This window comes from Streptomyces sulphureus DSM 40104 (assembly GCF_000381025.1).
Lineage (GTDB): Bacteria > Actinomycetota > Actinomycetes > Streptomycetales > Streptomycetaceae > Streptomyces > Streptomyces sulphureus.
The window spans coordinates 396,408-422,160 of the sequence record NZ_KB905813.1 but is presented as its reverse complement, the minus strand read 5'-3'; the positions used below and the strand labels follow the sequence as shown (position 1 = coordinate 422,160).

Here is a 25,753-nt window from a genome sequence, read left to right as displayed (position 1 = left end):
GCGGATGCGCGCCGCCGGTTCCATCACACACCAGGGGCCCGGCAGCCGCGCTGCCGGGCCCCTGGAGGGATGTTGCCCGTGGCCGGTCTCCCGCTCGGCGCCGGCCGCGCCTTCCCGCCCGCCTACGGCGCGACGGGAGCGGGCGCCTCGATGGCCTCGGAGGTCAGCAGGCCCGCGTTGATCTCGCGCAGTGCAATGGAGAGCGGCTTCTCGTGGACGTGCGTGTCGACCAGGGGGCCGACGTACTCGAGAAGGCCCTCACCGAGCTGCGAGTAGTACGCGTTGATCTGACGCGCGCGCTTGGCGGCGTAGATCACGAGGCTGTACTTCGAGTCGGTCGCCTCCAGCAGCTCATCAATCGGCGGGTTGATGATGCCCTCGGGCGTGGTGATGGGAGAGGACACGCTCTGCCTTCCGAAGGGGTGGAATCGGTACGGCCGGCGCGGAGCCGACCTGTTGGGCCCGGGGCGCCCGACGATGGTGTCCGCGGTGCGTTCCCCGGGAAGGCCGGCAACTGGCAGCGCCAGGAGCCGACCGGGATGTGGACCGAGCCCTCGGGTACCTACCTCAGGGAGCGATCCGCATCAAGGCTAGCAGCTCGTCCGTGACCTCCTCGACGGAGGTGTTGATCAGGCTGCGGTCGAACTCCGCCTCGGCGGCCAGCTCGACGCGTGCCGCCTCCAGCCGGCGCTCCACCACCTCGGGAGGCTCGGTCCCCCTGCCGGTGAGCCGGCGTACGAGCTCCTCCCAACTGGGCGGAGCGAGGAAGACCAACTGCGCCTCCGGCATGGACTCACGGACGAGCCGCGCCCCCTGGAGATCGATCTCCAGGAGGACGGGCTCGCCGCGCTCCAGGTGCTGCAGGACGGCCTGGCGGGGGGTGCCGTACCGGTTGCCGGCGAATTCGGCCCACTCCAGCAGTTCGCCGTTGGCGACCAGCTTGTCGAACTGCTCGTCGTCGACGAAGTGGTACTGCACCCCGTCGCGCTCGCCCGGTCGGGGCCGGCGGGTGGTCGCGGAGACCGAGAGCCAGACCTCGGGATGGGCTTTGCGCAGGTGCGCGACGACCGTGCTCTTGCCGACACCGGACGGGCCGGAGAGTACGGTCAGCCGCGCGGTGCCGACCGGGGGTGCCGGATTTTCTCGCGGGGGGACTGCGGAACTCATGCCGTGATTATCCCGGTTCCGAGAGGGTGCCCGGCACCAGTGGGGCACCTCAGGCGTTCGCGCCGCCGAACTCGCTCTCGAGAGCGGCGATCTGGTTGGAGCCAAGACCGCGCACCCGGCGGCTCTCGGAGATACCGAGCCGCTCCATGATCTGCTTGGCGCGGACCTTGCCCACGCCGGGCAGTGACTCCAGGAGAGCCGAGACCTTCATCTTGCCGATCACGTCGTTCTCCTGGCCCTGCTTGATCACGTCGTGCAGGGAAGCGCCGGAGTGCTTGAGCCGGTTCTTGACCTCGGCGCGCTCCCGGCGAGCCGCGGCGGCCTTTTCGAGCGCGGCTGCGCGCTGTTCAGGGGTAAGGGGCGGAAGAGCCACGCCTGCGTCACCTCGGATGTCGAACTGTCGGATATGGACCGGTGAGGAACCTAGTAGCCCCACACCTGCGGAGCAACGAGCAACGCGCCTGTTCGCGCCGCTGAAGGGGAGACTAGCGGCCGGGAGCGCAACAGTCAGCGAGAACAAGCGAAAAGTCCAGGTCAGGCTCAACCGAGGCAGACATTTCCGGGCAAACTCGATGGTTTCTCCGGCCTCAACTCACCGCTCTCCACACCTCGTCGGCGAATCGCTCGGCGGAAGCCCACAATCCGCTTGCCTGCGGGCCGTGTTGCAGCACCCCGCGGCTGACGCTCGCGAGCACGCTGCCCGCAGCGGAGCCGAAGACGGCGGGCAGGTCCTCCGGCCGCGCCCCCTGTGCACCGATCCCGGGCGCCAACAGCGGCCCGCCGCAGGCGAGCTCGGCACCGGCCGCCCCCGCGCCGACCGTCGCGCCGACGACGGCGCCGAATGAACCCATCGGCTCCGCACCGGCGTTGGCCGCCGCCAGCCCGCGCAGCACTCCGCTCGCGACGGTCCCGCCCGCCGGCGTGACCGCGCGCTGCACCTCGGCGCCCTCCGGGTTGGAGGTGAGTGCGAGGACGAAGAGCCCGCTCCCCGCGGCGCTCGCCCGCTCGAAGGCCGGGCGAAGCGAACCGAAGCCGAGGTAGGGGCTGACGGTGAGCGCGTCGCTGAAGAGAGGGGAGGCCGGGTCCAGGAAAGCGTCCGCGTAGGCGCCCATCGTCGAGCCGATGTCGCCGCGCTTCGCGTCCATGAGCACCAGGGCACCGCCCGCGCGTGCCTCGGCCACCGCGCGCTCCAGCACGGCGACGCCGCGGGAGCCGTACCTCTCGTAGAACGCCGACTGCGGCTTGAGCACCGCGACCCGGTCGGCGAGCGCCTCGACCGTGGTACGCGTGAACCGCTCCAGCCCTGCGACGTCGTCGTCGAGCCCCCACGCGGAGAGCAGCGAGGGGTGCGGATCGATACCGACGCAGAGCGGGCCGCGTACGTCCATGGCGCGTCGCAGGCGGGCGCCGAACGGCTCGGCGGTAGCGGGGACTTGGGGCTCGGTCATGCGGACTCCGTCCTCGGGGCGTCGTCGCGCGCTTCGGCGCCGACCGCCTCGGCGAGCGTCGCGTACGGGCTCTCGCGCAGGAGCCGCGCGAGGCCGTCGTGGACGGCACGGGACCACAACGGCCCGCGGTAGACGAAGGCGCTGTACCCCTGGACGAGGGTGGCGCCCGCGAGGATGCGCCGCCAGGCGTCCTCGGCCGTCTCGATGCCGCCGACGCCGACGAGCGTGAGCCGGTCCCCGACCCGCCCGTGGAGCCGGCGCAGGACCTGGAGCGACCGCTCCTTGAGAGGGGCGCCCGAGAGGCCGCCGGTCTCGGCGGCCGACTCCGACCGCAGACCCAACCCCTTCCGCGCGACGGTGGTGTTGGTGGCGATGATGCCGTCGAGGCCGAGCTCGACGGCGAGGTCGGCGACGGCGTCGACGTCCTCGTCCGCCAGGTCGGGGGCGATCTTCACCAGCAGCGGCACCCGGCGCCCGCGCGACGTGCGGTCGGCGGCCTCGCGCACGGCGCGCAGCAGCGGGCGGAGTTCGGCGGTTGCCTGGAGGTTCCGCAGTCCGGGTGTGTTCGGGGACGAGACGTTGACGGCGAGGTAGTCCGCGTACGGCGCGAGCCGCTCGGCGGACACGACGTAGTCCGCCGTCGCCTCGGACTCCGGAACCGCCTTCGTCTTACCGATGTTGACGCCGACCGTCGTACGAAAGACGGGCCTCCGTGCACCGAGACGGGCGGCGACGGCGGCCGAGCCCTCGTTGTTGAACCCCATCCGGTTGATGAGCGCACGGTCGCGCGGGAGCCGGAAGAGCCGCTTCGGCGGGTTTCCGGGTTGGGGCTCGCCCGTGACGGTTCCGACCTCGACGTGGTCGAAGCCGAGCAGCGCGAGGCCGTCGATGCCGACCGCGTTCTTGTCGAAGCCGGCGGCGAGTCCGAAGGGCCCGTGCATACGCAGCCCGAACGCCTCGGTGCGCAACTCGCGGTGGCGCGGCGCGAGGACGGCGGCGGCGAAGGTGCGGAGCACCGGGACGCGCGCGGCGAGCCGAATCCAGGCGAAGGCCGCACGGTGCGCGCGCTCGGGGTCCATACGCGCGAAGAGGAGCCGGAAGAGGAGATGGTACAAGACGGTGCCGCCTTCTGCGGTGGATGGGGCCGGCGCCGACGGCGGGGGCGGGCCGTGGAGAGCGGCCCGCCCCCGCCGTCAGAGCGCCCTGGCGGAGGTGAGCTGCTCGGCGTGCTCCTGGAGGGACCGGACGCCGACCTCCCCGCGGGTGAGCGCCTCGATCCCCTGCACCGCGGCGGCGAGCGCCTGGACGGTGGTGAGGCAGGGCACTGCGCGGGCGACGGCGGCCGTGCGGATGTCGTAGCCGTCGAGGCGACCGCCGGTGCCGTAGGGGGTGTTGACGATGAGGTCGACGTCGCCGTCGTGGATGAGCTGGACGATCGTCTTCTCCCCCTGCGGGCCCTCGCCCTGGCCGTGCTTGCGCACGACCGTGGTCTCGATGCCGTTGCGCCGCAGTACCTCGGCGGTACCCGAGGTGGCGAGCAATTCGAAGCCCATGGCGACGAGTTCCCGCGCGGGGAAGATCAGCGCCCGCTTGTCGCGGTTGGCGACGGAGACGAAGGCGCGTCCCTTGTGGGGCAGCGCACCGTAGGCGGCCGCCTGGGACTTGGCGTACGCGGTGCCGAAGACCGCGTCGATGCCCATGACTTCGCCGGTGGAGCGCATCTCGGGGCCGAGGACCGTGTCCACCCCGTGGCCGTGCACGTCGCGGAACCGGTTCCAGGGCAGCACCGCCTCCTTGACGGAGATCGGCGCGTCCATCGGCAGGTCGCCGCCGTCCCCGCTCTCGGGGAGGAGGCCCTCGGCGCGCAGCTCGGCGATGGTCGCCCCGAGGGAGATGCGGGCCGCGGCCTTCGCCAGCGGCACCGCGGTCGCCTTCGAGGTGAACGGAACGGTGCGCGAGGCGCGGGGGTTGGCCTCCAGGACATAGAGGATGTCTCCGGAGAGCGCGAACTGGATGTTGATGAGTCCCCGCACGCCGACGCCGGCGGCGATCCCCTCCGTCGAGGTGCGGAGGCGCTTGATGTCGTAGCCGCCGAGCGTGATCGGGGGCAGGGCGCAGGCGGAGTCGCCGGAGTGGATGCCGGCCTCCTCGATGTGCTCCATCACGCCGCCCAGGTACAGCTCGTGACCGTCGTAGAGGGCGTCGACGTCGATCTCTATCGCGTCGTCGAGGAACCGGTCGATCAGCACCGGGTGCTGCTCGATGAGTCCGGCGTGCCGCTCCAGGTACTCGGCGAGGGCGTTCTCGTCGTAGACGATCTCCATCCCGCGCCCGCCGAGCACGTAGGACGGGCGGACCATCACCGGGTAGGTGATCTGAGCGGCGATCCGCTTCGCCTCCTCGAAGGAGAACGCGGTGCCGTACTTCGGCGCCGGCAGCCCCGCATCGGCGAGCACCCGGCCGAACGCGCCGCGCTCCTCGGCGAGTTCGATCGCCTCGGGAGAGGTGCCCACGATCGGCACGCCGTTGTCCTTGAGCCCCTGAGCCAGGCCGAGCGGCGTCTGGCCGCCGAGCTGGACGACGACTCCGGCGACCGGGCCCGCCTGCTGCTCGGCGTGGACGATCTCCAGGACGTCCTCGAGCGTGAGCGGCTCGAAGTACAGACGGTCGGAGGTGTCGTAGTCGGTGGAGACGGTCTCAGGGTTGCAGTTGACCATCACCGTCTCGTAGCCCGCCTCGTGGAGCGCGAAGGAGGCGTGGACGCAGGAGTAGTCGAACTCGATGCCCTGCCCGATCCGGTTCGGCCCCGAGCCGAGGATGATCACGGCCGGCTTCTCGCGGGGCGCCACCTCGGTCTCCTCGTCGTAGGACGAGTAGAAGTACGGGGTGCGCGCGGCGAATTCGGCGGCGCAGGTGTCGACCGTCTTGTAGACGGGGCGCACGCCGAGTGCGTGCCGCACCTCGCGCACCACGTCCTCGCGCAGCAAGCGGATCTGGCCGATCTGCGCATCGGAGAAGCCGTAGCGCTTCGCCTCCGCGAGCAGTGCGGGCTGCAGCTCGGGAGCGGCCGCGAGCTCGTCGGCGATCTCCTTGATGAGGAACATCTGGTCCGTGAACCACGGGTCGATGTGCGTCGCCTCGAAGATCTGCTCGGGGGTGGCACCGGCGCGGATCGCGCCCATCACCGCCTGCACCCGGCCGTCGGTCGGGCGGCGCGCCTCCTCCAGCAGCTCGGCGGCGAGCGCCGGATCGCTCTTGCCGCCCGCCGTGAAGTCGAACTGGCTGCCGCGCTTCTCCAACGAGCGGAGCGCCTTGTTGAGCGCCTCGGGGAAGTTCCGGCCGATCGCCATCGCCTCGCCGACCGACTTCATCGTCGTGGTCAGCGTGGAGTCGGCGGCGGGGAACTTCTCGAAGGCGAACCGGGGGGCCTTGACGACGACGTAGTCCAGCGTCGGCTCGAAGGAGGCCGGCGTCTCGCCCGTGATGTCGTTGGGGATCTCGTCGAGCGTGTACCCGACGGCGAGCTTCGCAGCGATCTTGGCGATCGGGAAGCCCGTGGCCTTCGAGGCGAGCGCGGAGGACCGCGAGACGCGCGGGTTCATCTCGATCACCACGACCCGGCCGTCCGCGGGGTTCACCGCGAACTGGATGTTGCAGCCGCCGGTGTCCACCCCGACCTCGCGGATCACCTCGATGCCGATGTCCCGCAGCACCTGGTACTCGCGGTCGGTGAGCGTCATCGCGGGTGCCACGGTGATCGAGTCGCCGGTGTGCACGCCCATCGGGTCGAAGTTCTCGATCGAGCAGACGACGACCACGTTGTCGTTGCGGTCGCGCATCAGCTCCAGCTCGTACTCCTTCCACCCGAGGATCGACTCCTCCAGCAGCACCTCGGTGGTCGGCGACAGCGTGAGTCCCTGCCCCGCGATCCGGCGCAGCTCCTCCTCGTCGTGCGCAAAGCCGGAGCCGGCCCCGCCCATCGTGAACGACGGGCGGACGACCACCGGGTAGCCGCCGAGCTCCTCGACGCCCTTGAGGACGTCGTCCATCGAGTGGCAGATGTAGGAGCGAGCCGACTCGCCGTGCCCGATCCGGTCGGCGACGGCGGCGACGACCTCCTTGAACTGGTCGCGGTCCTCGCCCTTGTTGATCGCGGCGACGTTGGCGCCGATCAGCTCGACGCCGTACTCCGCCAGCGTCCCCGCGTCGTGCAGCGAGATGGCGGCGTTCAGCGCCGTCTGTCCGCCGAGCGTCGGCAGCAGCGCGTCGGGGCGCTCCTTGGCGATGATCCGCTCCACGAACTCCGGCGTGATCGGCTCCACGTACGTCGCGTCCGCGATCTCGGGGTCGGTCATGATCGTCGCCGGGTTGGAGTTGACGAGGACGACCCGCAGCCCTTCGGCCTTCAACACCCGGCACGCCTGCGTACCGGAGTAGTCGAACTCCGCAGCCTGACCAATCACGATCGGCCCCGAACCGATCACCAACACGGACTGGATATCGGTGCGCTTAGGCACGCTGGCCCTCCATCAGGCTCACGAAGCGGTCGAAGAGGTAGGCGGCGTCGTGCGGACCCGCTGCCGCTTCGGGGTGGTACTGGACGCTGAACGCAGGCCGGTCGAGGAGCCGCAGCCCCTCGACGACGTCGTCGTTGAGGCAGACGTGGGAGACCTCGGCGCGGCCGTAGGGGGTGTCGCTCGGCGCTCCGAGCGGTGCGTCGACGGCGAAGCCGTGGTTGTGCGCGGTGACCTCGACCTTGCCCGTGGCCCTGTCCTGCACCGGCTGGTTGATGCCGCGGTGGCCGTACTTGAGCTTGAAGGTGCCGAACCCGAGCGCCCGTCCGAGCATCTGGTTGCCGAGGCAGATCCCGAAGAGCGGGGTGCCCCGCTCCAGTACGCCGCGCATCAGCTCCACCGGGTGGTCGGTCGCCGACGGGTCGCCCGGGCCGTTGGAGAAGAAGACGCCGTCCGGATCGACGGCGTAGACCTCCTCCAGCGAGGCGTCCGCCGGCAGCACGTGCACCTCGATCCCCCGCTCCGCCATGCGCTGCGGCGTCATGCCCTTGATCCCGAGGTCGACGGCGGCGACGGTGAACCGCTTCGTCCCCTGCGCCGGAACGGTGTACGCCTCCGTGGTCGCCACCTCGTCGGCGAGCGCACGTCCCGACATCGCCGGCTCCTCGCGCACCCGCGCCAGCAGCAGCTCGACGTCGGCGACGGCCGGTCCCGAGAAGATCCCGACCCGCATCGCGCCGCGCTCCCGCAGGTGCCGGGTGAGCGCGCGGGTGTCGACCCCGCTGATCCCGACGACGCCCTGCGCGCAGAGCTCCTCGTCGAGCGAACGGGTCGCCCGCCAGCTCGACGGGGTGCGCGCCGGGTCGCGGACCACGTAGCCGGAGACCCAGATCCGGTCCGACTCGCGGTCCTCGTCGTTGACGCCCGTGTTCCCCACGTGCGGGGCCGTCATCACGACCACCTGCCGGTGGTACGACGGGTCGGTGAGCGTCTCCTGGTAGCCGGTCATGCCGGTGGAGAAGACGGCCTCGCCGAACGTCTCCCCCAGGGCCCCGTAGGCGCGGCCCCTGAAGCTGCGCCCGTCCTCCAGGACGAGTACGGCGGGAGCCTTTCCGGCTCCCCTGGTGGAGGTGGTCATCGTGCGCCTTTCTCGGTGGCCGCCGGCTCGGTGCCGGCGGTGTCCTGCTCGGGTGTGCCTGCTCCGCCGCGCTCGGTGAGGAGGGTGTGCAGCTCCTCGACCCACGCCGGGTGCTCCGCCGCGCGGTCGGCGCGGAAGCCCGAGTCGAGGAGCCTCTCGCCGTGCTGCCAGACGACGACGAGGAGCCCGCCCTCGGTGAGCACCTTGCCGGCGATGCCCTTGTCGAGCCGGGCGTCCCGGAGCTGGGCGAGGGGGATGAAGAAGTCCTGTGCTCCGGGTCGCCTGACGTCCAACCCCTCGGCGGTGAGCGTCAGTTCGGCCCGGCTGCGGACGCCCAGGCCGTGCGCGACGATCCGGTCGAGCCACTGCCCCGCCGTCGTCGACCCGTGGTAGCGGCCCGACGCGGTGCGCAGCACCTCACCGCGCTCTGCCGGCGTCGAGGGCAGCTCGGGAAGGTCCCCCTGGAGGGTGCCGCGCCACTTCCAACCCTGGCGCATCAGCCAGTACAGCAGCGCGATGAAGAGCACCAGACCCACGACCCAGCCGATCCGGGCCGCCCAGTCGGTGACCTCCTGGGACTTCTGTTCCGCGGCGAGCCAGTGCGGCACGGCGAGGGTGGTCGATGCGTTCACGCGAGCTTCCCGTCCACGACAGTCGTACGTCCCCGCAGCCAGCAGTGGGTGACGCGGCCGGGCAGCTCAAGGCTCCGGTAGGGCGTGTTCCGGCTGCGGGAGGCGAACCCGTTCGGGTTCACCTCTCCACGGTATGCGGCGTCGAGCAGAACCAGGTTCGCGGGCTCGCCTGCGGCGATCGGCCGGCCCTGGCCGTCGAGCCGCCCGATCTCCGCCGGCCGGTGCGACATCCGCTCGGCGACCTGCCGCCAGTCGAGCAGCCCCGTCTCGACCATGGTGTGCTGCACCACCGAGAGGGCCGTCTCCAGGCCGAGCATCCCCATGGCGGCTGCTCCCCACTCGCAGTCCTTGTCCTCGCCGGGGTGCGGGGCGTGGTCGGTGGCGACGCAGTCGATCGTGCCGTCGGCGAGCGCCTCGCGGAGCGCCATGACGTCGGCCTCGGTGCGCAGCGGCGGGTTCACCTTGTAGACGGGGTCGAAGGTGCGCACCGAGTCGTCGGTGAGGAGCAGATGGTGCGGCGTGACCTCGGCCGTGACGTCCCAGCCCTTCGACTTCGCCCACCGCACGATCTCCACGGAGCCCGCCGTCGAGAGGTGGCAGACGTGCAGCCGGGAGCCGACGTGGGCGGCGAGGAGGACGTCGCGGGCGACGATCGACTCCTCGGCCACCGCGGGCCAGCCCCCGAGCCCGAGTTCGGCGGAGACGGCGCCCTCGTTCATCTGCGCGCCCTCAGTGAGCCTCGGTTCCTGCGCGTGCTGCGCCACCACCCCGTCGAACGCCTTGACGTACTCCAGGGCCCGCCGCATGATCACCGCGTCGTCGACGCACTTGCCGTCGTCTGAGAAGACCCGCACCCCCGCCGCGGAGTCGTGCATCGCGCCGAGCTCCGCGAGCTGCCTGCCCTCCAGGCCGACGGTGACGGCGCCCACCGGCTGCACGTCGCAGTACCCGGACTCCCTGCCGAGCCGCCACACCTGCTCCACGACGCCCGCCGAGTCCGCGACGGGGAAGGTGTTCGCCATCGCGTGGACGGCCGTGTACCCGCCGCGCGCCGCGGCCCGGGTGCCGGTGAGGACCGTCTCCGAGTCCTCGCGGCCCGGCTCCCGCAGGTGCGTGTGGAGGTCGACGAGACCGGGGAGGAGCACGGCGCCCGCCGCGTCGACCACCTCGGCGCCCGGGGCATCGAGCCCGGTGCCGACCTCGGCGATCGTCTCCCCGTCGAGCAGTACGTCCTGCTCCTCGCCGCCGAGGACGCGTGCGGAGGTGATCAGGGTCTTCGTTGCCATCAGGCGCTCTCCTCGGCGTCGGCGGGGCGCCCTGCCGTTCCGGCGGGCGTGGGGCTGCCGGCGGGCTCGGCGCCGCCAAGCAGCAGGTACAGCACGGCCATCCGCACGCTCACGCCTGCGGTGACCTGCTCGACGGCGGTGCACCGCGGGGAGTCGGCGACCTGCGCGGTGATCTCCATGCCGCGGTTCATCGGGCCGGGATGCATCACCACGGCGTGCTCGGGCATCCGGGCCATCCGCTCCCCGTCGAGCCCGTAGCGCCGCGCGTACTCCCGCTCGGTGGGGAAGAACGCGTCCCGCATCCGCTCGCGCTGGACGCGGAGCATCATCACCGCGTCCGACTTGGCCAGCACCGGGTCGAGCGCGTAACTCACCTCGCACGGCCACTCCTCCACCCCCACAGGCACCAGCGTCGGCGGCGCGACGAGCGTGACCTCGGCGCCGAGAGTGCTGAGCAACCGCACGTTGGAGCGCGCGACCCGGCTGTGCAGGATGTCCCCGACGACCGTGACGCGCTTTCCCGCGAGGTCCTGCCCCTCGGCGCCGACGAGCCGCCTTCGCAAGGTGAACGCGTCGAGGAGCGCCTGCGTCGGGTGCTCGTGCGTCCCGTCCCCCGCGTTGATCACGGAGCCGCCGATCCATCCGGAGGTGGCGAGCCGGTGCGGGGCCCCGGAATCGGGGTGGCGGATGACGACGGCGTCGGCGCCCATCGCCTCCAGCGTCAGCGCCGTGTCCTTGAGCGACTCCCCTTTCGAGACGGAGGAGCCCTTCGCGGAGAAGTTGATGACGTCGGCCGAGAGGCGCTTCGCCGCTGCCTCGAACGAGATCCGGGTGCGGGTCGAGTCCTCGAAGAAGAGGTTGACGACGGTGCGGGCGCGCAGGGTCGGCAGCTTCTTGATCGGCCTGTCGGCGAGCCGGGCGAGCTCCTCGGCGGTGTCGAGGATGAGCACGGCGTCGTCACGGCTCAGCTCGGCGGCCGAGGTGAGATGGCGCTGCATCTGTTGCCTTCCGTGTATGTACGGGCAGTCGGGCACACCGGCGTACGGGCAGGCGGCGGTGAGGCGCGGGCGCGCCGGCGCACGGCTCCCGTGGCGCGAGCGGTGTCGGGTGGGTCAGCCGGCCTCGGAGGCGCGTGCGGGCGCCTGCGCCTCACCGGTTGCTGCGAGCTGCCCGAGGAGCACGCCGTCGCGGCCGTCCTCCTCTGCGAGCTGCACCTTCACCGTCTCGCGCAGCGAGGTGGGGAGGTTCTTGCCGACGTAGTCGGCGCGGATCGGAAGCTCTCGGTGTCCGCGGTCGACGAGTACCGCCAGTTGGACGGCGCGGGGGCGCCCGATGTCACCCAGCGCATCCAATGCGGCACGGATGGTGCGCCCGGAGAAGAGGACGTCGTCGACGAGGACTACCAAGCGTCCGTCGACCCCGCCCTCGGGGATCTCGGTACGGGCGAGGGTGCGCGCGGGGCGGAGACGGAGATCGTCCCGGTACATGGTGATGTCGAGGGAGCCCACCGGAATCGAGCGTTCGGTGATCTCGCGGAGCTTCGCAGCGAGCCGCTCGGCGAGGTGCACACCACGGGTGGGGATGCCGAGAAGCACCACGTCGTCGGCGCCTTTGGCGCGCTCGACGATCTCGTGCGCGATGCGGGTCAGGACCCGCGCGATGTCAGGGGCCTCCAGCACGGGCCGCGCGGGCTCGGGGGGCGCCTGGGTACTGCTGTCGTCCATTCGAGGGACCTCCTTCCCCGCCTCACGGGACGGGCGTTAAAGGACGTCTGGCCTTTCGCCGCACCACATTAGCAGCCTCGGCGCGTCGGACTTGACCCCCTGGTCGGCGGTGTGCTGTGCCTCTCGGCTTGACGCGGCACATTACGCTGCGTAACCTCACAATGAGTTACGAAGACTTCGTCCGGGGAGCCTTATGTCCAGCGAATACGCCAAGCAGCTCGGTGCGAAGCTCCGAGCCATCCGCACTCAGCAGGGCCTCTCCCTCCACGGGGTCGAGGAGAAGTCGCAGGGCCGCTGGAAGGCGGTCGTCGTCGGCTCGTACGAGCGCGGGGACCGCGCGGTCACCGTGCAGCGCCTCGCGGAGCTCGCCGACTTCTACGGGGTCCCGGTGCAGGAGCTCCTGCCCGGCACCACTCCGGGAGGCGCCGCCGAGCCGCCGCCGAAGCTCGTCCTCGACCTGGAGCGGCTGGCGCACGTGCCGGCCGAGAAGGCCGGACCGCTCCAGCGGTACGCCGCCACCATCCAGTCCCAGCGCGGGGACTACAACGGCAAGGTCCTCTCCATCCGCCAGGACGACCTGCGCACCCTCGCAGTCATCTACGACCAGTCGCCGTCGGTCCTCACCGAGCAACTGATCAGCTGGGGCGTGCTCGACGCCGACGCGCGCCGCGCCGTCTCGCACGCCGAGGACCTCTGAGCGCTCCCGCCCCACCCCGCCCGTCGGCTCGGCCGGCGGGCCGGGCGGTGACGGCCGCGACGGCAGGCACCGCCCGGAAGAAGTCGTACCGCACACAACGCTGCCCGCCGGACCCCGTGGTCCGGCGGGCAGCGTCGTGAGGTGCCCGGCGCCTCGCGGCTCAGCGGTGCAGGCTCGGCTTCAGCTCCAGGAGCCGGCCGAGCAGGCCGTTGACGAAGCTCGGGGAGTCGTCCGTCGAGAACTCCTTGGCGAGCTGGACCGCCTCGTCGATCGCGACCGCGTCCGGGGTGCCGTCGACCCAGAGCAGCTCGTAGGCGCCCAGCCGCAGGATGCTGCGGTCGACGTCCGGCATCCGGTCGAGGGTCCAATCCACCGCGTACGTAGAGAGGAGCTCGTCGATCCGGGCGGCGTGCCGCGCGTACCCCTCGACGAGGTCCATCGCGAACTCCGTGACCGGCGGCTGGCGCGGGTCGTTCCGCGCGTGCCGCAGCCAGTCGGCGAGGACGGTCTGGACGTCGGCGCCGCGGTGGTCCGCCTCGAAGAGGATCTGGAAGGCGCGCTTTCGGGCCCTGTTGCGAGCTGCCACGGTTAGCCGTTCACCCGGCCGAGGTACTCACCGGTGCGGGTGTCGACCTTGATCTTCTCGCCCGTGGTGATGAAGAGCGGGACCTGGACCTCGTAGCCGGTCTCCAGCTCCGCGGGCTTGGAGCCGCCGGTGGAGCGGTCGCCCTGCACGCCGGGCTCGGTGTGCGCGATGACGAGCTCGACCGCGGCCGGGAGCTCCACCGAGAGCGGGTTGCCCTGGTACATCGCGACCGTCGCCTCGAAGCCTTCGAGAAGGTAGTTGGCGGCGTCGCCCGCGACCTCGGGGGTGACGTGGATCTGGTCGTACGTCTCCATGTCCATGAAGACGAAGTGCTCGCCGTCCCTGTACGAGTACTGCATGTTCCGTCGGTCCACGGTGGCCGTCTCGACCTTGGTGCCGGCGTTGAAGGTCTTGTCGACGATCTTGCCGGAGAGCACGTTCTTGAGCTTGGTGCGGACGAAGGCCGGGCCCTTGCCGGGCTTGACGTGCTGGAACTCGACGACGGACCAGAGCTGGTCGGCGTCGAGCTTGAGCACCATGCCGTTCTTGAGGTCGTTCGTGGATGCCACGGTCGAGGAATCTCCTGAGACTGCTGCTGCGGAAGACCGAAGAGCCGCCGGCGCCTCCGAGCCCGCGGTGGCCCCGCCGGCTCAGAGTGCGAGCAGCTCTTTGGTCGTGATGGTGAGTAGCTCGGGTCCGCCGTCCGCCTGCGGGCGAACGACGAGAGTGTCATCGATCCGGACACCGCCCCTGCCCGGGAGATGGACCCCCGGCTCGACAGTGACCGGCACACAAGCGTCCAGTCTACTCATGGCCTCCGGAGTGAGCCGAGGGTCCTCACCGATTTCCAGACCCACTCCGTGGCCCGTGGACGGGCCGAGCGCCGCCGAGTGCCCCGCATCCCCGAGGACCCGACGGGCCGCACCGTCGACCTCGCGGCAACTGGCGCCGGGCAGCAGCGCCTCGCGGGCGGCGCGCTGAGCGGCGAAGACGAGGTCGTAGAGCTCGATCTGCCAGTCGTCGGGGGCCGTTCCGATGACGAAGGTACGGCCCACCTGGCAGCGGTAGCCGTGGTAGTTGGCGCCGAGGCGTACGGAGAGGAAGTCGCCCTCCTCGACCCTGCGGTCGGTCGGACGGTGCGTGGCGAGGCCCGCGTTGGCGCCCGTCGCGACCGAGGTGGGGAACGCCGGGCCCTCGGCTCCGTGGTCGATGAGCCGGCGCTCCAGCTCCAGCGCGAGATGCCGCTCGGTACGGCCGACGAGGATCGACTCGAGCAGCTCGCCGAGCGCCTGATCGGTGATCTCCGCGGCGACCCGGAGCGCCGAGATCTCCTCGTCGTCCTTGACGACGCGCTGCTGCTCCACCGCGCATCCGAGGTCGGCGAGACGGACGCCGGGAGCAGTGCGGCCGAGGCTGCGGTGCCTCGCGACGGTGAGGTGGTGCTCCTCGACGGCGAGCGAGCCGGCGCCCGACTCCACTGCGAACTGCGCGGCGACGAGGACGGGATCGCCCTCGCTCGCCGCGAGGACGGCGGTGCGCAGACCGTCGACCGGCGGGCGGCCGGGCTCCGAATCCTCGGTGCGGGCCGTGATGAGGGTGTCCTCGCCGTCGGCGCCGAGGAGGAGGGCCGCGCCCGGGGCGGCCTGGCCGGTGAGGTAGCGGATGTTGGACGGCAGGGAGACCAGCACGGCGTCCGCCGGGTTCCGGCCGCCCTCGGCAGCGCAGCTCTCACGCAAGCGCGCGCGGCGGGAGACATGCACCTCGGACATACGCCGAGCGTAGGGGCGTGCCGCGGGTACCACCGCTCGGGCGGGGCCGTGCGGGCGACCGGACGGGCGGGGCCGCGTCCGCGCTACCAGGCGGGCGGACTGGCGAGGCTGCGGGCGACGACGTCGTCGAGCATCCGGGCCGTACTGGCGACGTCCTGGCGGGAGTTGTCGATGATCGGCAGACCCGAGCCGTACCAGCCGGCCATGCGGCCGTGGATGCGGGCGACCTCCTCCTCGGTGAGGCGGCGGTTGCCGGTGCGGCCGGCGTTGCGCTCCAGGACGACGTCGAGCCCGGGGAGGAGGACGACCGGGAGGAGCCCGGGGCCGACGTGGCGCTTCCAGCCGCCGAGCCCGACGACGGGGCGGTCGGGGAAGACGGCGTCGTCGAGGACGCAGGAGATGCCGTTGGCGAGGAAGTTGCGGGCGGCGAAGCCGCAGGTGCGCCGCGCGAGGCGGTACTGGGCCTCGGAGTGGTCGTTCCAACCGGTGCGCGGGTCGGCGAAGCCCGAGCGGACCCATTCGCGGACGTCGTCGAGGCTGATGTGCGCGGTGGGGACGGCGCGGCGGTCGGCCCAGTGCCGGGCGACGGAGGTCTTTCCGGCGCCGGCCGGGCCGATGAGCAGCACGGCGACGGCCGCCCTGGTGGCGTCGAGCGGGGCGGTGGCGGCCGGGTCGGGTATCTCCACCGGGGCGCCCGTGGGCAGGGCGATGTGGCCCGTCGTCTCCAGCGGGGTCGCGGGCGGGACCTGGTGCGGGACGGCAGCCGGGGGCTGCGCGGGAGCCGGGGGCTGCGCGGGAGCCGGGGGCTGCGCGGGAGCCGGAGGTGGGCCCGGTCGGGCCGGAGGGACCGGACCGCTCGCCGAGGGGGCGGAGGGGAAGGCCGCCGGCGGCGGGAGCGGGGAGCCGTACGGAGAGGGGTGCCGCGCCCCGTAGTAGTGCATCAGGACCCACTCCGTCTCGGTTGTGCGGACGCCGCCTCCGCAACGCCGTGTGAACGCCGACAGCGAACGGTACCGCTCCTGGGTACCCCAGTGTGAACGCACGGCTCCGGCTCCGAGTGCCCGCAGGCGGCGCGCAGTTGACGCCTCACGCCCACCGCACGCCCCCAGCCGCCGTCACGAGGCGAGCCGCTCCGCGACCGCGCGCAGCGCCAGTGCGTACGAGGCGAGGCCGAAACCCGCGATCGTGCCGCTCGCGACGGCGGAGACCACCGAGGTGTGCCGGAACTCCTCGCGCGCGTGCGGGTTGGAGATGTGCACCTCGATCAACGGCGCCGTGCGCTGCGACGCGGCATCCCGCATGCCGTACGAGTAGTGCGTGAACGCACCCGGGTTGAGGACGACGGGGAGCTCGCCGTCGGCGGCCTCGTGGAGCCAACGGATCAGCTCCCCCTCGTCGTTGGTCTCGCGGACCTCCACCTCCAGGCCGAGCTCGCGACCGAGGGAGGTGCACTCCTCGACGAGGCCGGCGTAGGAGGTGGAGCCGTAGACGTCGGGCTCGCGGGAGCCGAGGCGGCCGAGGTTCGGGCCGTTGAGGACGAGGACGCGGCGGGTCACGCGGCGATCTCCGCGTGCGCGGCGAGGAGCATCGCCGGGTCCGGGCCCTCCAGCACGGAGGGTTTGCCGAGGCCCTCCAGGACGATGAACCGCAGCAGGTTGCCGCGGGACTTCTTGTCGACCTTCATCGTCTCCAGCAGCTTGGGCCACTGGTCGCCGCGGTAGGTGACGGGGAGGCCCAGCGCCTGGAGGACGGTGCGGTGGCGCTCCGCCGTGGCGTCGTCCAACCGGCCCGCGATCCGGCCGAGTTCGGCGGCGAAGACGAGGCCGACGGAGACGGCGGCGCCGTGCCGCCACTCGTAGCGCTCGTTCTTCTCGATGGCGTGCGCCAGCGTGTGGCCGTAGTTGAGGACCTCGCGGAGCCCGGACTCCTTGAGGTCCTGCGCGACGACGTCGGCCTTGACGCGGACCGCGCGCTCGATCAGCTCGGCGGTGTGCGGGCCCCGCGGGGCGCGGGAGCCCTCGGGGTCGCTCTCGATCAGCTCCAGAATCGCCGGGTCGGCGAGGAAGCCGGCCTTGACGACCTCGGCGAGGCCCGAGACGTAGTCGTGGACCCCGAGCGAACCGAGCGCGGCGAGGTCGCACAGGACGCCGACGGGCGGGTGGAAGGCGCCGACCAGGTTCTTCCCCTCGGCGGTGTTGATCCCCGTCTTCCCGCCGATCGCGGCGTCGACCATGCCGAGGACCGTCGTCGGCACCGCGACCCAGCGCACACCGCGGAGCCAGGTCGCCGCGACGAATCCTGCGAGGTCGGTCGTGGCGCCGCCGCCGACGCCCACGAGGGCGTCGCTACGGGTGAACCCCGTCTGACCGAGCGCCTTCCAGCAGTACGCGGCGACCTCGGCGGTCTTCGCCTCCTCGGCGTTGGGGACCTGCACGGCGATCGCCTCGTACCCCTGCGCCGCGAGGTCCTCACGGATCGCCTCGCCCGTCTCGGCGAGCGCCTCCGGGTGGATCACCGCCACCCGCGCCGTGCGGTCCGGCCGCCCGAGCAGGCCCGGGAGTTCGCCGAGGAGCTGCTCCCCGATGAGGACGTCGTACGCGGGGCTGCCGCTCTCGCCGCCGCCAACGGTGATCCGGGTGGTCTCGGTCGTGCTCATTGCATGCTCCCGGGCGTGGGGAGTCCTTCGGACTCGTCGTTCGTGTCCAGCAGGCCGAGGATCTCGTCCGCGACCTCGGCGGGGGTGCGCTCCTCCGCGCTGACCACCGCGCGCGCCACCTCGACGTAGAGCGGCCTGCGCGCGTCCATCAGCGCGCGCCACTGCTGGCGCGGGTTGATCATCAGCAGGGGGCGCGGGGCGTCGAGGCCGACGCGCTTGACCGCCTCGGCGACGCCCATCTCCAGGTAGAAGACGGGGTGTCCGGCGAGGAGTCGGCGGGTGTCGGAGTCGAGGATCGCGCCGCCGCCGAGCGCCAGCACGCCCTTGTGGTCGGCGAGCGCCTCGGCGACGGCCTCGCGCTCCAGGGCCCGGAAGTGGTCCTCGCCCTCGTCGAGGAAGATCTCGGAGATCGGCTTCCCCGCGCGCGCGACGACGTCCTCGTCGGTGTCGCGGGAGGGGAGCCCGAGGCGCTCGGCGAGGAGCGCGCCCACGGTGCTCTTGCCGACGCCCATCGGTCCGACGAGGATCACCGCGGGCCCGTGCTCCCGTGGTTGCGTTCCACTCACTTGATCTCCAGGTTCTCCAGGAAGCCGGTGACGTTGCGCCGCGTCTCCTCGACGCTGTCGCCGCCGAACTTCTCCGCGACGGCGTCGGCGAGGACGAGCGCCACCATCGCCTCGGCCACGATCCCGGACGCGGGCACGGCGCAGACGTCGGAGCGCTGGTGGTGCGCCTTGGCCGGCTCGCCCGTCGCGACGTCCACGGTCCCGAGCGCGCGGGGGACGGTGGCGATCGGCTTCATCGCGGCGCGCACCCGCAGCGGGCCGCCCGTCGACAGGCCGCCCTCCGTGCCGCCCGAGCGGCCCGAGGCGCGGCCGATGCCCTCGGGGCCCGCGGTGATCTCGTCGTGTGCGCGGGAGCCGGGGGTGCGTGCGAGGTCGAAGCCGTCGCCGAGCTCGACGCCCTTGATCGCCTGGATGCCCATGAGCGCGCCGGCGAGCCGCGAGTCGAGTCGGCGGTCCCAGTGGACGTGCGAGCCGAGGCCGACGGGGAGGCCGTGCGCGACGACCTCGACGACGCCGCCGAGGGTGTCGCCGTCCTTGTGTGCCTGGTCGATCTCGGCGACCATCGCGGCGCTCGCCTCGCTGTCCAGGGCGCGGACCGGATCGGCGTCGAGCCGCTCGACGTCGCCCGGCACGGGGAGCGGGCCGTCCGCAGGGGCCGCCGCGCCGCCCAACTCCACAACGTGGGAGACGATTTCGGCGCCCACCGTCTCCTTCAGGTAGGCGCGCGCCACAGCGCCGAGCGCCACCCGCGCCGCCGTCTCGCGCGCGGAGGCGCGCTCCAGTACGGGGCGCGCCTCGTCGAAGCCGTACTTCTGCATGCCGGCGAGGTCGGCGTGGCCGGGACGGGGCCGGGTGAGCGGCGCGTTGCGCGCCAGCTCGGCGAGCTCCGCCGGGTCGACCGGGTCCCCGGACATGACCTTCTCCCACTTGGGCCACTCGGTGTTCCCGACCATGATCGCGACCGGCGAGCCGAGGGTGCGCCCGTGCCGGACACCTCCGAGGAAGGTCACCTCGTCCTGCTCGAACTTCATCCGGGCACCTCGGCCGTATCCGAGCCGCCGCCGCGCCAGCTCGTCGGCCACCGCCTTCGTCGTGACCGGCACCCCCGAGGGCAGCCCTTCCAGCGTCGCGACGAGCGCGGGGCCGTGCGACTCCCCCGCCGTCAGCCAGCGCAACCTGCTCAACGCCACTCCTGCTCCCGCGCCTTCGACGGCGCGTCCTACTCCGCCGGATACTCGCCCCGATCCTTTCACGCCCGCGGACGTGGCGAGGGCACGGTCCGGCAGCCGGACGAAGCCGGGGGCCTGCGGGGTGGGGCCGGGCGAGGTGGAGAGGTCAACTGGGCGGGTGAGGTGAGGGGTTGGCGGGCCGACCGGTGGGGGTGGGGGCATACGGTGACGGTGGGTGAACGGAGTTGACCGTAGTGCAGTCGTAACTGCTAGGGAACGCAACGCTCAGCTACTCGGCCCGCAGCCCAGCTACCCGGCGCGCAGCCCTCAGCTACCCGGCGCGCAGCTCTCAGCTACCCGGCGCGCAGCGCCTCTTCGCCGGCTTTGCGCATCGCCTCCACAGGTGCAGGGCCCTTCCCCGTCATCTGCTCCACCTGCAACACGGCCTGGTGGACGAGGAGGTCGAGGCCGCCGAGGACGGGGCCGCCGGCGGCGGACCAGGCGGCGGCGAGCGGCGTCGGCCAGGGCTCGTAGAGGACGTCGAAGAGGACGCCGGGGGTGCGCGGTACGGAACCGGCAAGTTCGGCGGTCGGGCCCGCCGGCGTCGTCGAGACGACCAGGGGCGCGGTGAGCCCGGACGCGGCGCGCGCCCACTCCTCGGCCCGCACCTCGACGCCGAGCCGCTCGCCCCAGCCGCGCATCTCCCGCGCCCGCTCGGGTCCGCGCACGTACGCCGTCACCCGGGGCACCCCCATCCGCCCCAGCGCGGCGACGGCCGAGGAGGCCGTGGCGCCCGCGCCCAGCACCGACGCCTCCTCCACCGCGCCGACGCCGCGCTCGGCGAGCGCGGCGACCAGACCGGGGATGTCGGTGTTGTCGCCCCGGCGCCCGTCCTCGGTGAAGACCACGGTGTTGACGGCCTCCACGGAGGCCGCCGTCGCGCTCACCTCGTCGAGAAGCGGAATCACAGCACGCTTGAGCGGCATCGTCAGCGACAGCCCTGCCCACTCGGGACCTAGCCCCTCCAGGAAGCCCGCGAGTGCGTCCTCCTCCACCCGGTGGCGTTCGTAGCGGAAGTCGGCGAGGCCCATCGCCTCGTACGCGGCGCGGTGCAGGACGGGTGAGAGGCTGTGCGCGATCGGGGAGCCGAGAACGGCTGCACGGTGGCGACGGTGGGCGGTGTGGCGTCGGTCGGACATCAGTCGCCGTTCTCCCTGTCCTTGCGCTGTTCCTCGTTGAAGTCCTGCACGTTGCGGTCGTGTTCGGACTTGCTGTCGGTGAAGCGGGTGTCGCCGGCCTTGACCGTGACGAAGTAGAGCCAGTCGCCCTTCGTCGGCTTCAGCGCCGCCTCTATCGCCTGGTGGCCGGGGTTGCCGATCGGCCCGGGCGGCAGCCCCTGGTGGAGGTAGGTGTTGTACGGCGAGGGGTAACGCGTGTCCTCGACCGAGGTGTTGAGAGTGGAGCGACCCAGCGCGTAGTTGATCGTGGAGTCGAAGCCGAGCGCCATCGGCTCGTCGAGGCGGTTGTAGATCACCCGGGAGACCTTGCCGAACTCGTGGTCCTGCTGCGCCTCCGCCTGGACGAGAGAGGCGATCGTGATCACCTCCCGCGGCGACCGGTCGACCCTCTTCGCCTCCTTGGTGAGGCCGACCTTCTCGTACTCCGCCTCGGCGCGCTTGACCATCTCCCGCAGCAGGTCCTCGGGTTCGGCGTTCCTGCCGACGCTGTACTTGGACGGGAAGAGGAAGCCCTCCGGCTTGCCCTCCGCCCACGAAGGCAGACCGATATCGCCGGAGTTGGCGACCTTCCTGGTCGTGCCCTCCGGCACCTGCAGCTTGTCGTCGACGAGTTGGTAGATCTTGCTGGCGCGCAGCCCCTCGGCGACGATCAGACCGTTCTGGCTCTGCGGATCGAGCATCATCGCCACGGCCGCCTCGCCGGACATCCGCTTACGCAGCGTGTACGTGCCCGGCTGGATCGCCTGCGCCTTCTGGTTGCCGTCCGCGGCCTCGATGAAGGCCCCCGGACTCTTCACCACGCCCTCGTCGGCGAGGAGTTTGCCCATGTCGGCGAGGACGGCGCCGTCCGGGATCTCGATCTGGACCTCGCCCGAGCCGTCGCCCTCGTAGTCGGGGGCCGATCCGAAGCGGGCCTGGTAGAAGTCCCAACCGAAGTAACCGACGGTGCCGATTCCCCCGACGACGAGCAACGAGACGACGAAACAGGCACACCCTCCGCGCCGCTTGCGCTTCTTGCCGCCGCGCGCCACCTCGCCTTCGTCCTCGGGTTCCGCCTCCTCGTCGCGTCCGCCGAAGAACGCGCTCTCGCCCTGGTCGGGGCCCGGGTCCCAGCCGGTGTCCGGGTCCGGCTGCGGATAGCCGGGCTCCGGCTGCTGGTACTGGTGCTGGTGTGGGTACTGCTGGTGCTGGTATTGCTGCTGCTCGGGGTAGTACGCAGGGTGCTCACCCGTGCCGTACGGGTCCCCGGGGTACTGGCCCGGATACTGGGCGCCGTACTGCTGGTCGTACGGGGCGTCCTGGGACCAACCGCCCTGGTACTGGCCGGAATTGGCCGGATCGGTCGAGTAGGGGTCGTACTGTTGCGCTACCTGGTACTGCGGCGGGTAAGGGTGCTGCGGCTGGTAGGGGTGCTGCGGCTGGTACGAGGGGTAGCCGGAGTAGTGGCCCTCGGTGCCGTACGGCGCCTGCTGCCATCCCTGCCGGTAGTCGCCGGGGTATCCGGCGCCGAACTGCCCGTCTCCGTAGAGCGGGTCGTCGGGGTCCCACGGCTGTGATTCGGGCCCCCGGCCATACTCAGTCATCGATCCCCTTGCGCCGACACGGCAGCCGACGGTGTGCGCGATCTGCGCGGGGTTCCTCACCCCGCGCTGGGCAAGTGCTGTTCGGGAGGCTGCCGTTGTTCCGGCGGAACGTTACCGTACCGCGATCAGACAACCACTTCGACGCACTCCCCCGGGGCCTCGCCCGAGGTGCGCTCCGTCTCCAGCGCGGTCTGGAGGATGACCACGGCGGCGGCCTGGTCGATGCGCGAGCGGCCCTTCTTCGCACTGACTCCGGAGGCGCGCATCGACTGCGCCGCACTCACCGTCGTCATCCGCTCGTCGACGAGGCGCACCGCCACCGGCGCGACCGCTTTCGCCAACTCCTCGACGAAGGCCCGCACCTTGGCAGCGGCCGGCCCCTCTCCCCCGTTCAGCGAACGGGGCAGGCCGACGACCACCTCGAGCGGCTCGTACTCCTCCACGAGCGCGACGAGCCGGCGCCGGGCAGCGGGGACGTCCCTGCCCGACACCGTCTCCACGGGGGTTGCCAGCAGTCCGTCGGGGTCGCTGCTGGCGACCCCGATCCGGGCGTCCCCCACGTCGACGCCGAGGCGCCTGCCGCGTCGCATCAGGAGCCGGCCTCCGCGACGAGCCGCTCGACGGCGCCGACCGCCTCGTCGACCGCCTCCGGGTTCTGGCCGCCGCCCTGCGCGACGTCGGGCTTGCCGCCGCCACCGCCGCCGAGCGTCTTCGCCGCGGTGCGCACCAGGTCGCCCGCCTTGAGGCCGAGTTCGCGCGCCGCCTCGTTGGTGGCGACGACCGTGAGCGGCCGCCCGCCCGTCACCGCGAAGAGCGCCACGACGCCCGGGCGGCTGCCGAGGCGCTGACGCACGTCGAGGACGAGGGTGCGCAGGTCGTCGGCGGCCGTGCCGTCGGGGACGCGGGCCGCGACGAGCGCGGTGCCGCGCACGTCCTTCGCGCCCTCGGCGAGGCCCCCGGCCGCCTGGAGCACCTTCTCGGCACGGAAGCGCTCGATCTCCTTCTCGGCCTCCCGCAGCCGACCGAGCATGCCGGAGACCCGCTCGGGGAGCTCCTCTGGCCGCCCCTTGAGGAGCTCGGTGAGCTGCGAGACGACGGTGTGCTCCCGCGCGAGGTACTGATAGGCGTCGACGCCCACGAGCGCCTCGACGCGGCGCACCCCCGACCCGATCGAAGACTCCCCGAGGAGCTTCACGAGACCGAGCTGCGCCGTGTTGTGGACGTGGGTGCCGCCGCAGAGCTCCTTGGAGAAGTCGCCGATCGTGACGACGCGGACCGTCTGCCCGTACTTCTCCCCGAACTCGGCGAGCGCGCCCTGCTTCCTCGCCTCGTCGATGCCCATGTACTCGGCCTGGACGTCGAGTTCACGGGCGAGGACGGTGTTGATCTGCTGCTCGACGTCGGTGAGCACGGAGCCCGGGACGGCCGTCGGCGAACCGAAGTCGAACCGGAACCTGCCGGGGGCGTTCTCCGAGCCGGCCTGCGCCGCCGTCGGGCCGAGCGCATCGCGCAGCGCCTGGTGGGTGAGGTGGGTGGCGCTGTGCGCGCGGGCGATGAAGCGGCGGCGGGTGGCGTCGATCTCCGCGTAGGCGGGTGCGTCGACCGTGATCTCGCCGACGGTGACGACGCCCTTGTGCACGCTGACACCGGGGACGGGCTGCTGGACGTCGCGCACCTCGACCTGGGCGCCGTTGTGGAGCCTGATGCGCCCGGTGTCGGCGAGCTGGCCGCCGCCCTCGGCGTAGAACGGGGTGCGGTCGAGGACGACCTCGACCTCGTCCCCCTCGTGCGCCGCGGGCGAGGGGAGGCCGTCGACGAGGAGGCCGACGACGGTCGCCTCGTCGGCCGTGTCCGTGTAGCCGGTGAAGTCGGTCCCGCCGGCGGCGTCGGCGATCTCGCGGTAGGCGCTGAGGTCGGCGTGGCCCTGCTTCTTCGCCTGCGCGTCGGCCTTGGCGCGCTCCCGCTGCTCCTTCATCAGGCGGCGGAAGCCCTGCTCGTCGACGCTGAGGCCCTGCTCGGCCGCCATCTCCAGGGTGAGGTCGATCGGGAAGCCCCAGGTGTCGTGGAGCAGGAACGCCTGGTCGCCCGGGAGGACGTTCGAGCCGCTCTTCCTCGTCTCGGTGACGGCCGCGTCGAGGATGTTGGTGCCGGCTTTGAGTGTCTTGAGGAAGGCGGCCTCCTCGGCGAGGGCGACCGTCTCGATCCGCCTGCGGTCCTCGACGAGCTCCGGGTACTGCGGGCCCATCGCGCGGATGACGGCGTCGGTGAGCTCGGCGACGGTGGGCCCCTTGGCGCCGAGCAGGCGCATGTTGCGGATCGCGCGGCGCATGATGCGGCGCAGGACGTACCCGCGGCCCTCGTTGCCCGGAGTGACGCCGTCCCCGATGAGCATGATCGAGGTGCGGATGTGGTCGGCCACGACGCGCAGCGAGACGTCCTGCTGCTCGTCCTCGCCGTAGCGCACGCCTGCGAGTTCGCCGGCGTGGTCGATGATGAGGCGGGTGGTGTCCACCTCGAACATGTTCTGCACGCCCTGCAGGATCATCGCGAGGCGCTCGAGGCCCAGCCCCGTGTCGATGTTCTGCTTGGGGAGGTCCCCGAGGATCTCGAAGTCGGTCTTGCCGCTGCCCTCGCCCCGCTCGTACTGCATGAAGACGAGGTTCCACAGCTCGATGTACCGCTCGTCGTTGATGGCGGGGCCGCCGGCCTCGCCGAACTCCGGACCGCGGTCGTAGCTGATCTCCGAGCACGGGCCGCACGGTCCCGGCACGCCCATCGACCAGTAGTTCTCCTCCATGCCGAGGTGCTGGATGCGCTCCTCGGGGACGCCCACGACGTCCCGCCAGATCCGTTCGGCCTCCTCGTCCTCCAGGTAGACGGTGATCCAGAGGCGCTCCGGGTCCAGGCCGTAGCCGCCGTCCTCCTGCGGCGTCGTCATCAGCTCCCAGGCGAGCTTGATGGCGCCTTCCTTGAAGTAGTCGCCGAAGGAGAAGTTGCCGCACATCTGGAAGAAGGTGCCGTGCCTCGTGGTCTTGCCCACCTCCTCGATGTCCGGCGTGCGGACGCACTTCTGCACGCTGGTGGCGCGGGGCCACGGCGCTGCGACCTCGCCGAGGAAGTACGGCTTGAAGGGGACCATGCCGGCGGGGACCAGGAGCAGCGTCGGGTCGTCCGCGATCAGCGACGCCGACGGCACGACTGCGTGCCCCCGCTCCTCGAAGAAGCGCAGCCAGCGGCGGCGGATTTCAGCCGACTCCATCAGTGGTCCTCATTCCGGTCGTGCGGGTTGGTGGTGGGGGCGTGCTGCCCGAGGGCGGGCAGAATCCTGGGCGGGGGCGCGGCGTCGACGGGGGCGTTGAGTCCCAGCGCCTCGTTCAACTCCTCCTCGCGGCGGGCCATTCCGGCCCGGACGTCGAGCGCGAAGACGCGCAAGCGCTCACCGCCTTCGACGGCCTTGTCCGCGGCACGCACCGCGAGCGCGTCGGGGGCGAGTTCACGCAGCTTGCGCTGGACCTTGGTGGTGGCCCAGACGCCGGCCGCGGCGCCGGTGGTGAACCAGAAGGCTCTTCGGAACACGGCT

General features: G+C 72.0%; 25 protein-coding genes. 1 reads left to right on the top strand and 24 read right to left on the bottom strand.

Annotated features, from left to right (window positions below; all coding sequences use genetic code 11):
* Window positions 1-122 precede the first annotated feature (122 nt).
* The 11 genes from rpoZ to pyrR form a co-directional block, all read right to left on the bottom strand.
* Entirely contained in the window at window positions 123-404 is a 282-nt protein-coding gene (rpoZ, locus tag F603_RS0101930) for a DNA-directed RNA polymerase subunit omega (RefSeq protein ID WP_016905512.1), read from the bottom strand.
* A gap of 163 nt (window positions 405-567) precedes the next feature.
* On the bottom strand, window positions 568-1,167 hold the full coding sequence (gene gmk / locus F603_RS0101925; protein ID WP_016905511.1) for a guanylate kinase: 600 nt from the start codon (window positions 1,165-1,167) through the stop codon (window positions 568-570).
* A gap of 49 nt (window positions 1,168-1,216) precedes the next feature.
* Window positions 1,217-1,540: an integration host factor, actinobacterial type gene (gene mihF / locus F603_RS0101920; RefSeq protein ID WP_019544325.1), complete on the bottom strand. Its 324-nt coding sequence runs from the start codon at window positions 1,538-1,540 to the stop codon at window positions 1,217-1,219.
* A 214-nt stretch (window positions 1,541-1,754) separates the two neighbouring features.
* On the bottom strand, window positions 1,755-2,615 hold the full coding sequence (gene pyrF / locus F603_RS0101915; RefSeq protein ID WP_019544324.1) for an orotidine-5'-phosphate decarboxylase: 861 nt from the start codon (window positions 2,613-2,615) through the stop codon (window positions 1,755-1,757).
* Window positions 2,612-3,730: a quinone-dependent dihydroorotate dehydrogenase gene (locus F603_RS0101910; RefSeq protein ID WP_019544323.1), complete on the bottom strand. Its 1,119-nt coding sequence runs from the start codon at window positions 3,728-3,730 to the stop codon at window positions 2,612-2,614. The genes pyrF and F603_RS0101910 overlap by 4 nt, the downstream gene beginning before the upstream one ends.
* Before the next feature lie 78 nt (window positions 3,731-3,808).
* Window positions 3,809-7,132 (bottom strand): carbamoyl-phosphate synthase large subunit, encoded by a 3,324-nt coding sequence (gene carB / locus F603_RS0101905; RefSeq protein WP_026328058.1) that lies wholly within the window; start codon window positions 7,130-7,132, stop codon window positions 3,809-3,811.
* Window positions 7,125-8,267 carry a glutamine-hydrolyzing carbamoyl-phosphate synthase small subunit gene (gene carA, locus F603_RS0101900; protein WP_019544321.1) on the bottom strand — a complete coding sequence of 381 codons (1,143 nt, stop codon included), beginning with the start codon at window positions 8,265-8,267 and terminating at the stop codon, window positions 7,125-7,127. Before carA ends, carB begins: the two co-directional genes overlap by 8 nt.
* On the bottom strand, window positions 8,264-8,899 hold the full coding sequence (locus F603_RS0101895) for a PH-like domain-containing protein (protein WP_019544320.1): 636 nt from the start codon (window positions 8,897-8,899) through the stop codon (window positions 8,264-8,266). Before F603_RS0101895 ends, carA begins: the two co-directional genes overlap by 4 nt.
* Window positions 8,896-10,185 carry a dihydroorotase gene (locus F603_RS0101890; protein WP_019544319.1) on the bottom strand — a complete coding sequence of 430 codons (1,290 nt, stop codon included), beginning with the start codon at window positions 10,183-10,185 and terminating at the stop codon, window positions 8,896-8,898. The genes F603_RS0101895 and F603_RS0101890 overlap by 4 nt, the downstream gene beginning before the upstream one ends.
* Window positions 10,185-11,183: an aspartate carbamoyltransferase catalytic subunit gene (locus tag F603_RS0101885; RefSeq protein WP_019544318.1), complete on the bottom strand. Its 999-nt coding sequence runs from the start codon at window positions 11,181-11,183 to the stop codon at window positions 10,185-10,187. The genes F603_RS0101890 and F603_RS0101885 overlap by 1 nt, the downstream gene beginning before the upstream one ends.
* A gap of 114 nt (window positions 11,184-11,297) precedes the next feature.
* Entirely contained in the window at window positions 11,298-11,909 is a 612-nt protein-coding gene (gene pyrR / locus F603_RS0101880; protein WP_019544317.1) for a bifunctional pyr operon transcriptional regulator/uracil phosphoribosyltransferase PyrR, read from the bottom strand.
* Between the two features lie 193 nt (window positions 11,910-12,102).
* On the opposite strand from pyrR, the gene bldD reads away from it, so the two are divergent.
* Complete coding sequence (gene bldD, locus F603_RS0101875) at window positions 12,103-12,606, top strand: transcriptional regulator BldD (RefSeq protein WP_019544316.1); 504 nt, start codon at window positions 12,103-12,105, stop codon at window positions 12,604-12,606.
* A gap of 160 nt (window positions 12,607-12,766) precedes the next feature.
* Here the strand turns inward: bldD and nusB are convergent, their stop codons facing one another.
* From nusB to F603_RS0101810, 13 genes are all read right to left on the bottom strand, one after another.
* Window positions 12,767-13,192 (bottom strand): transcription antitermination factor NusB, encoded by a 426-nt coding sequence (gene nusB, locus F603_RS0101870; protein WP_016905500.1) that lies wholly within the window; start codon window positions 13,190-13,192, stop codon window positions 12,767-12,769.
* A 2-nt stretch (window positions 13,193-13,194) separates the two neighbouring features.
* Complete coding sequence (gene efp, locus F603_RS0101865; RefSeq protein ID WP_019544315.1) at window positions 13,195-13,761, bottom strand: elongation factor P; 567 nt, start codon at window positions 13,759-13,761, stop codon at window positions 13,195-13,197.
* A gap of 81 nt (window positions 13,762-13,842) precedes the next feature.
* Entirely contained in the window at window positions 13,843-14,961 is a 1,119-nt protein-coding gene (locus tag F603_RS0101860; protein ID WP_019544314.1) for an aminopeptidase P family protein, read from the bottom strand.
* An 83-nt stretch (window positions 14,962-15,044) separates the two neighbouring features.
* Window positions 15,045-15,902, bottom strand: coding sequence for an AAA family ATPase (locus F603_RS0101855; RefSeq protein WP_019544313.1), 858 nt, complete (start codon window positions 15,900-15,902; stop codon window positions 15,045-15,047).
* A gap of 174 nt (window positions 15,903-16,076) precedes the next feature.
* Window positions 16,077-16,517 carry a type II 3-dehydroquinate dehydratase gene (aroQ, locus tag F603_RS0101850; RefSeq protein WP_019544312.1) on the bottom strand — a complete coding sequence of 147 codons (441 nt, stop codon included), beginning with the start codon at window positions 16,515-16,517 and terminating at the stop codon, window positions 16,077-16,079.
* A complete protein-coding gene (gene aroB / locus F603_RS0101845; RefSeq protein ID WP_019544311.1) occupies window positions 16,514-17,617 on the bottom strand; it encodes a 3-dehydroquinate synthase in 1,104 nt (367 codons plus the stop codon). Before aroB ends, aroQ begins: the two co-directional genes overlap by 4 nt.
* The gene (locus tag F603_RS0101840) at window positions 17,614-18,183 is read right to left on the bottom strand and encodes a shikimate kinase (RefSeq protein ID WP_245600657.1); all 570 of its coding nucleotides are present in this window, start codon (window positions 18,181-18,183) and stop codon (window positions 17,614-17,616) included. The genes aroB and F603_RS0101840 overlap by 4 nt, the downstream gene beginning before the upstream one ends.
* Window positions 18,180-19,367 carry a chorismate synthase gene (gene aroC / locus F603_RS0101835; RefSeq protein WP_016905493.1) on the bottom strand — a complete coding sequence of 396 codons (1,188 nt, stop codon included), beginning with the start codon at window positions 19,365-19,367 and terminating at the stop codon, window positions 18,180-18,182. The genes F603_RS0101840 and aroC overlap by 4 nt, the downstream gene beginning before the upstream one ends.
* 338 nt (window positions 19,368-19,705) lie before the next feature.
* Entirely contained in the window at window positions 19,706-20,551 is an 846-nt protein-coding gene (locus F603_RS0101830) for a shikimate dehydrogenase (RefSeq protein ID WP_019544309.1), read from the bottom strand.
* On the bottom strand, window positions 20,551-22,173 hold the full coding sequence (gene mltG / locus F603_RS0101825; protein WP_019544308.1) for an endolytic transglycosylase MltG: 1,623 nt from the start codon (window positions 22,171-22,173) through the stop codon (window positions 20,551-20,553). Before mltG ends, F603_RS0101830 begins: the two co-directional genes overlap by 1 nt.
* A 125-nt stretch (window positions 22,174-22,298) precedes the next feature.
* Window positions 22,299-22,763, bottom strand: coding sequence for a Holliday junction resolvase RuvX (gene ruvX, locus F603_RS0101820; RefSeq protein WP_019544307.1), 465 nt, complete (start codon window positions 22,761-22,763; stop codon window positions 22,299-22,301).
* Window positions 22,763-25,432 carry an alanine--tRNA ligase gene (gene alaS, locus F603_RS0101815; RefSeq protein WP_019544306.1) on the bottom strand — a complete coding sequence of 890 codons (2,670 nt, stop codon included), beginning with the start codon at window positions 25,430-25,432 and terminating at the stop codon, window positions 22,763-22,765. The genes ruvX and alaS overlap by 1 nt, the downstream gene beginning before the upstream one ends.
* Window positions 25,432-25,749 carry a DUF6167 family protein gene (locus F603_RS0101810; RefSeq protein ID WP_019544305.1) on the bottom strand — a complete coding sequence of 106 codons (318 nt, stop codon included), beginning with the start codon at window positions 25,747-25,749 and terminating at the stop codon, window positions 25,432-25,434. The genes alaS and F603_RS0101810 overlap by 1 nt, the downstream gene beginning before the upstream one ends.
* Between the last annotated feature and the right edge of the window lie 4 nt (window positions 25,750-25,753).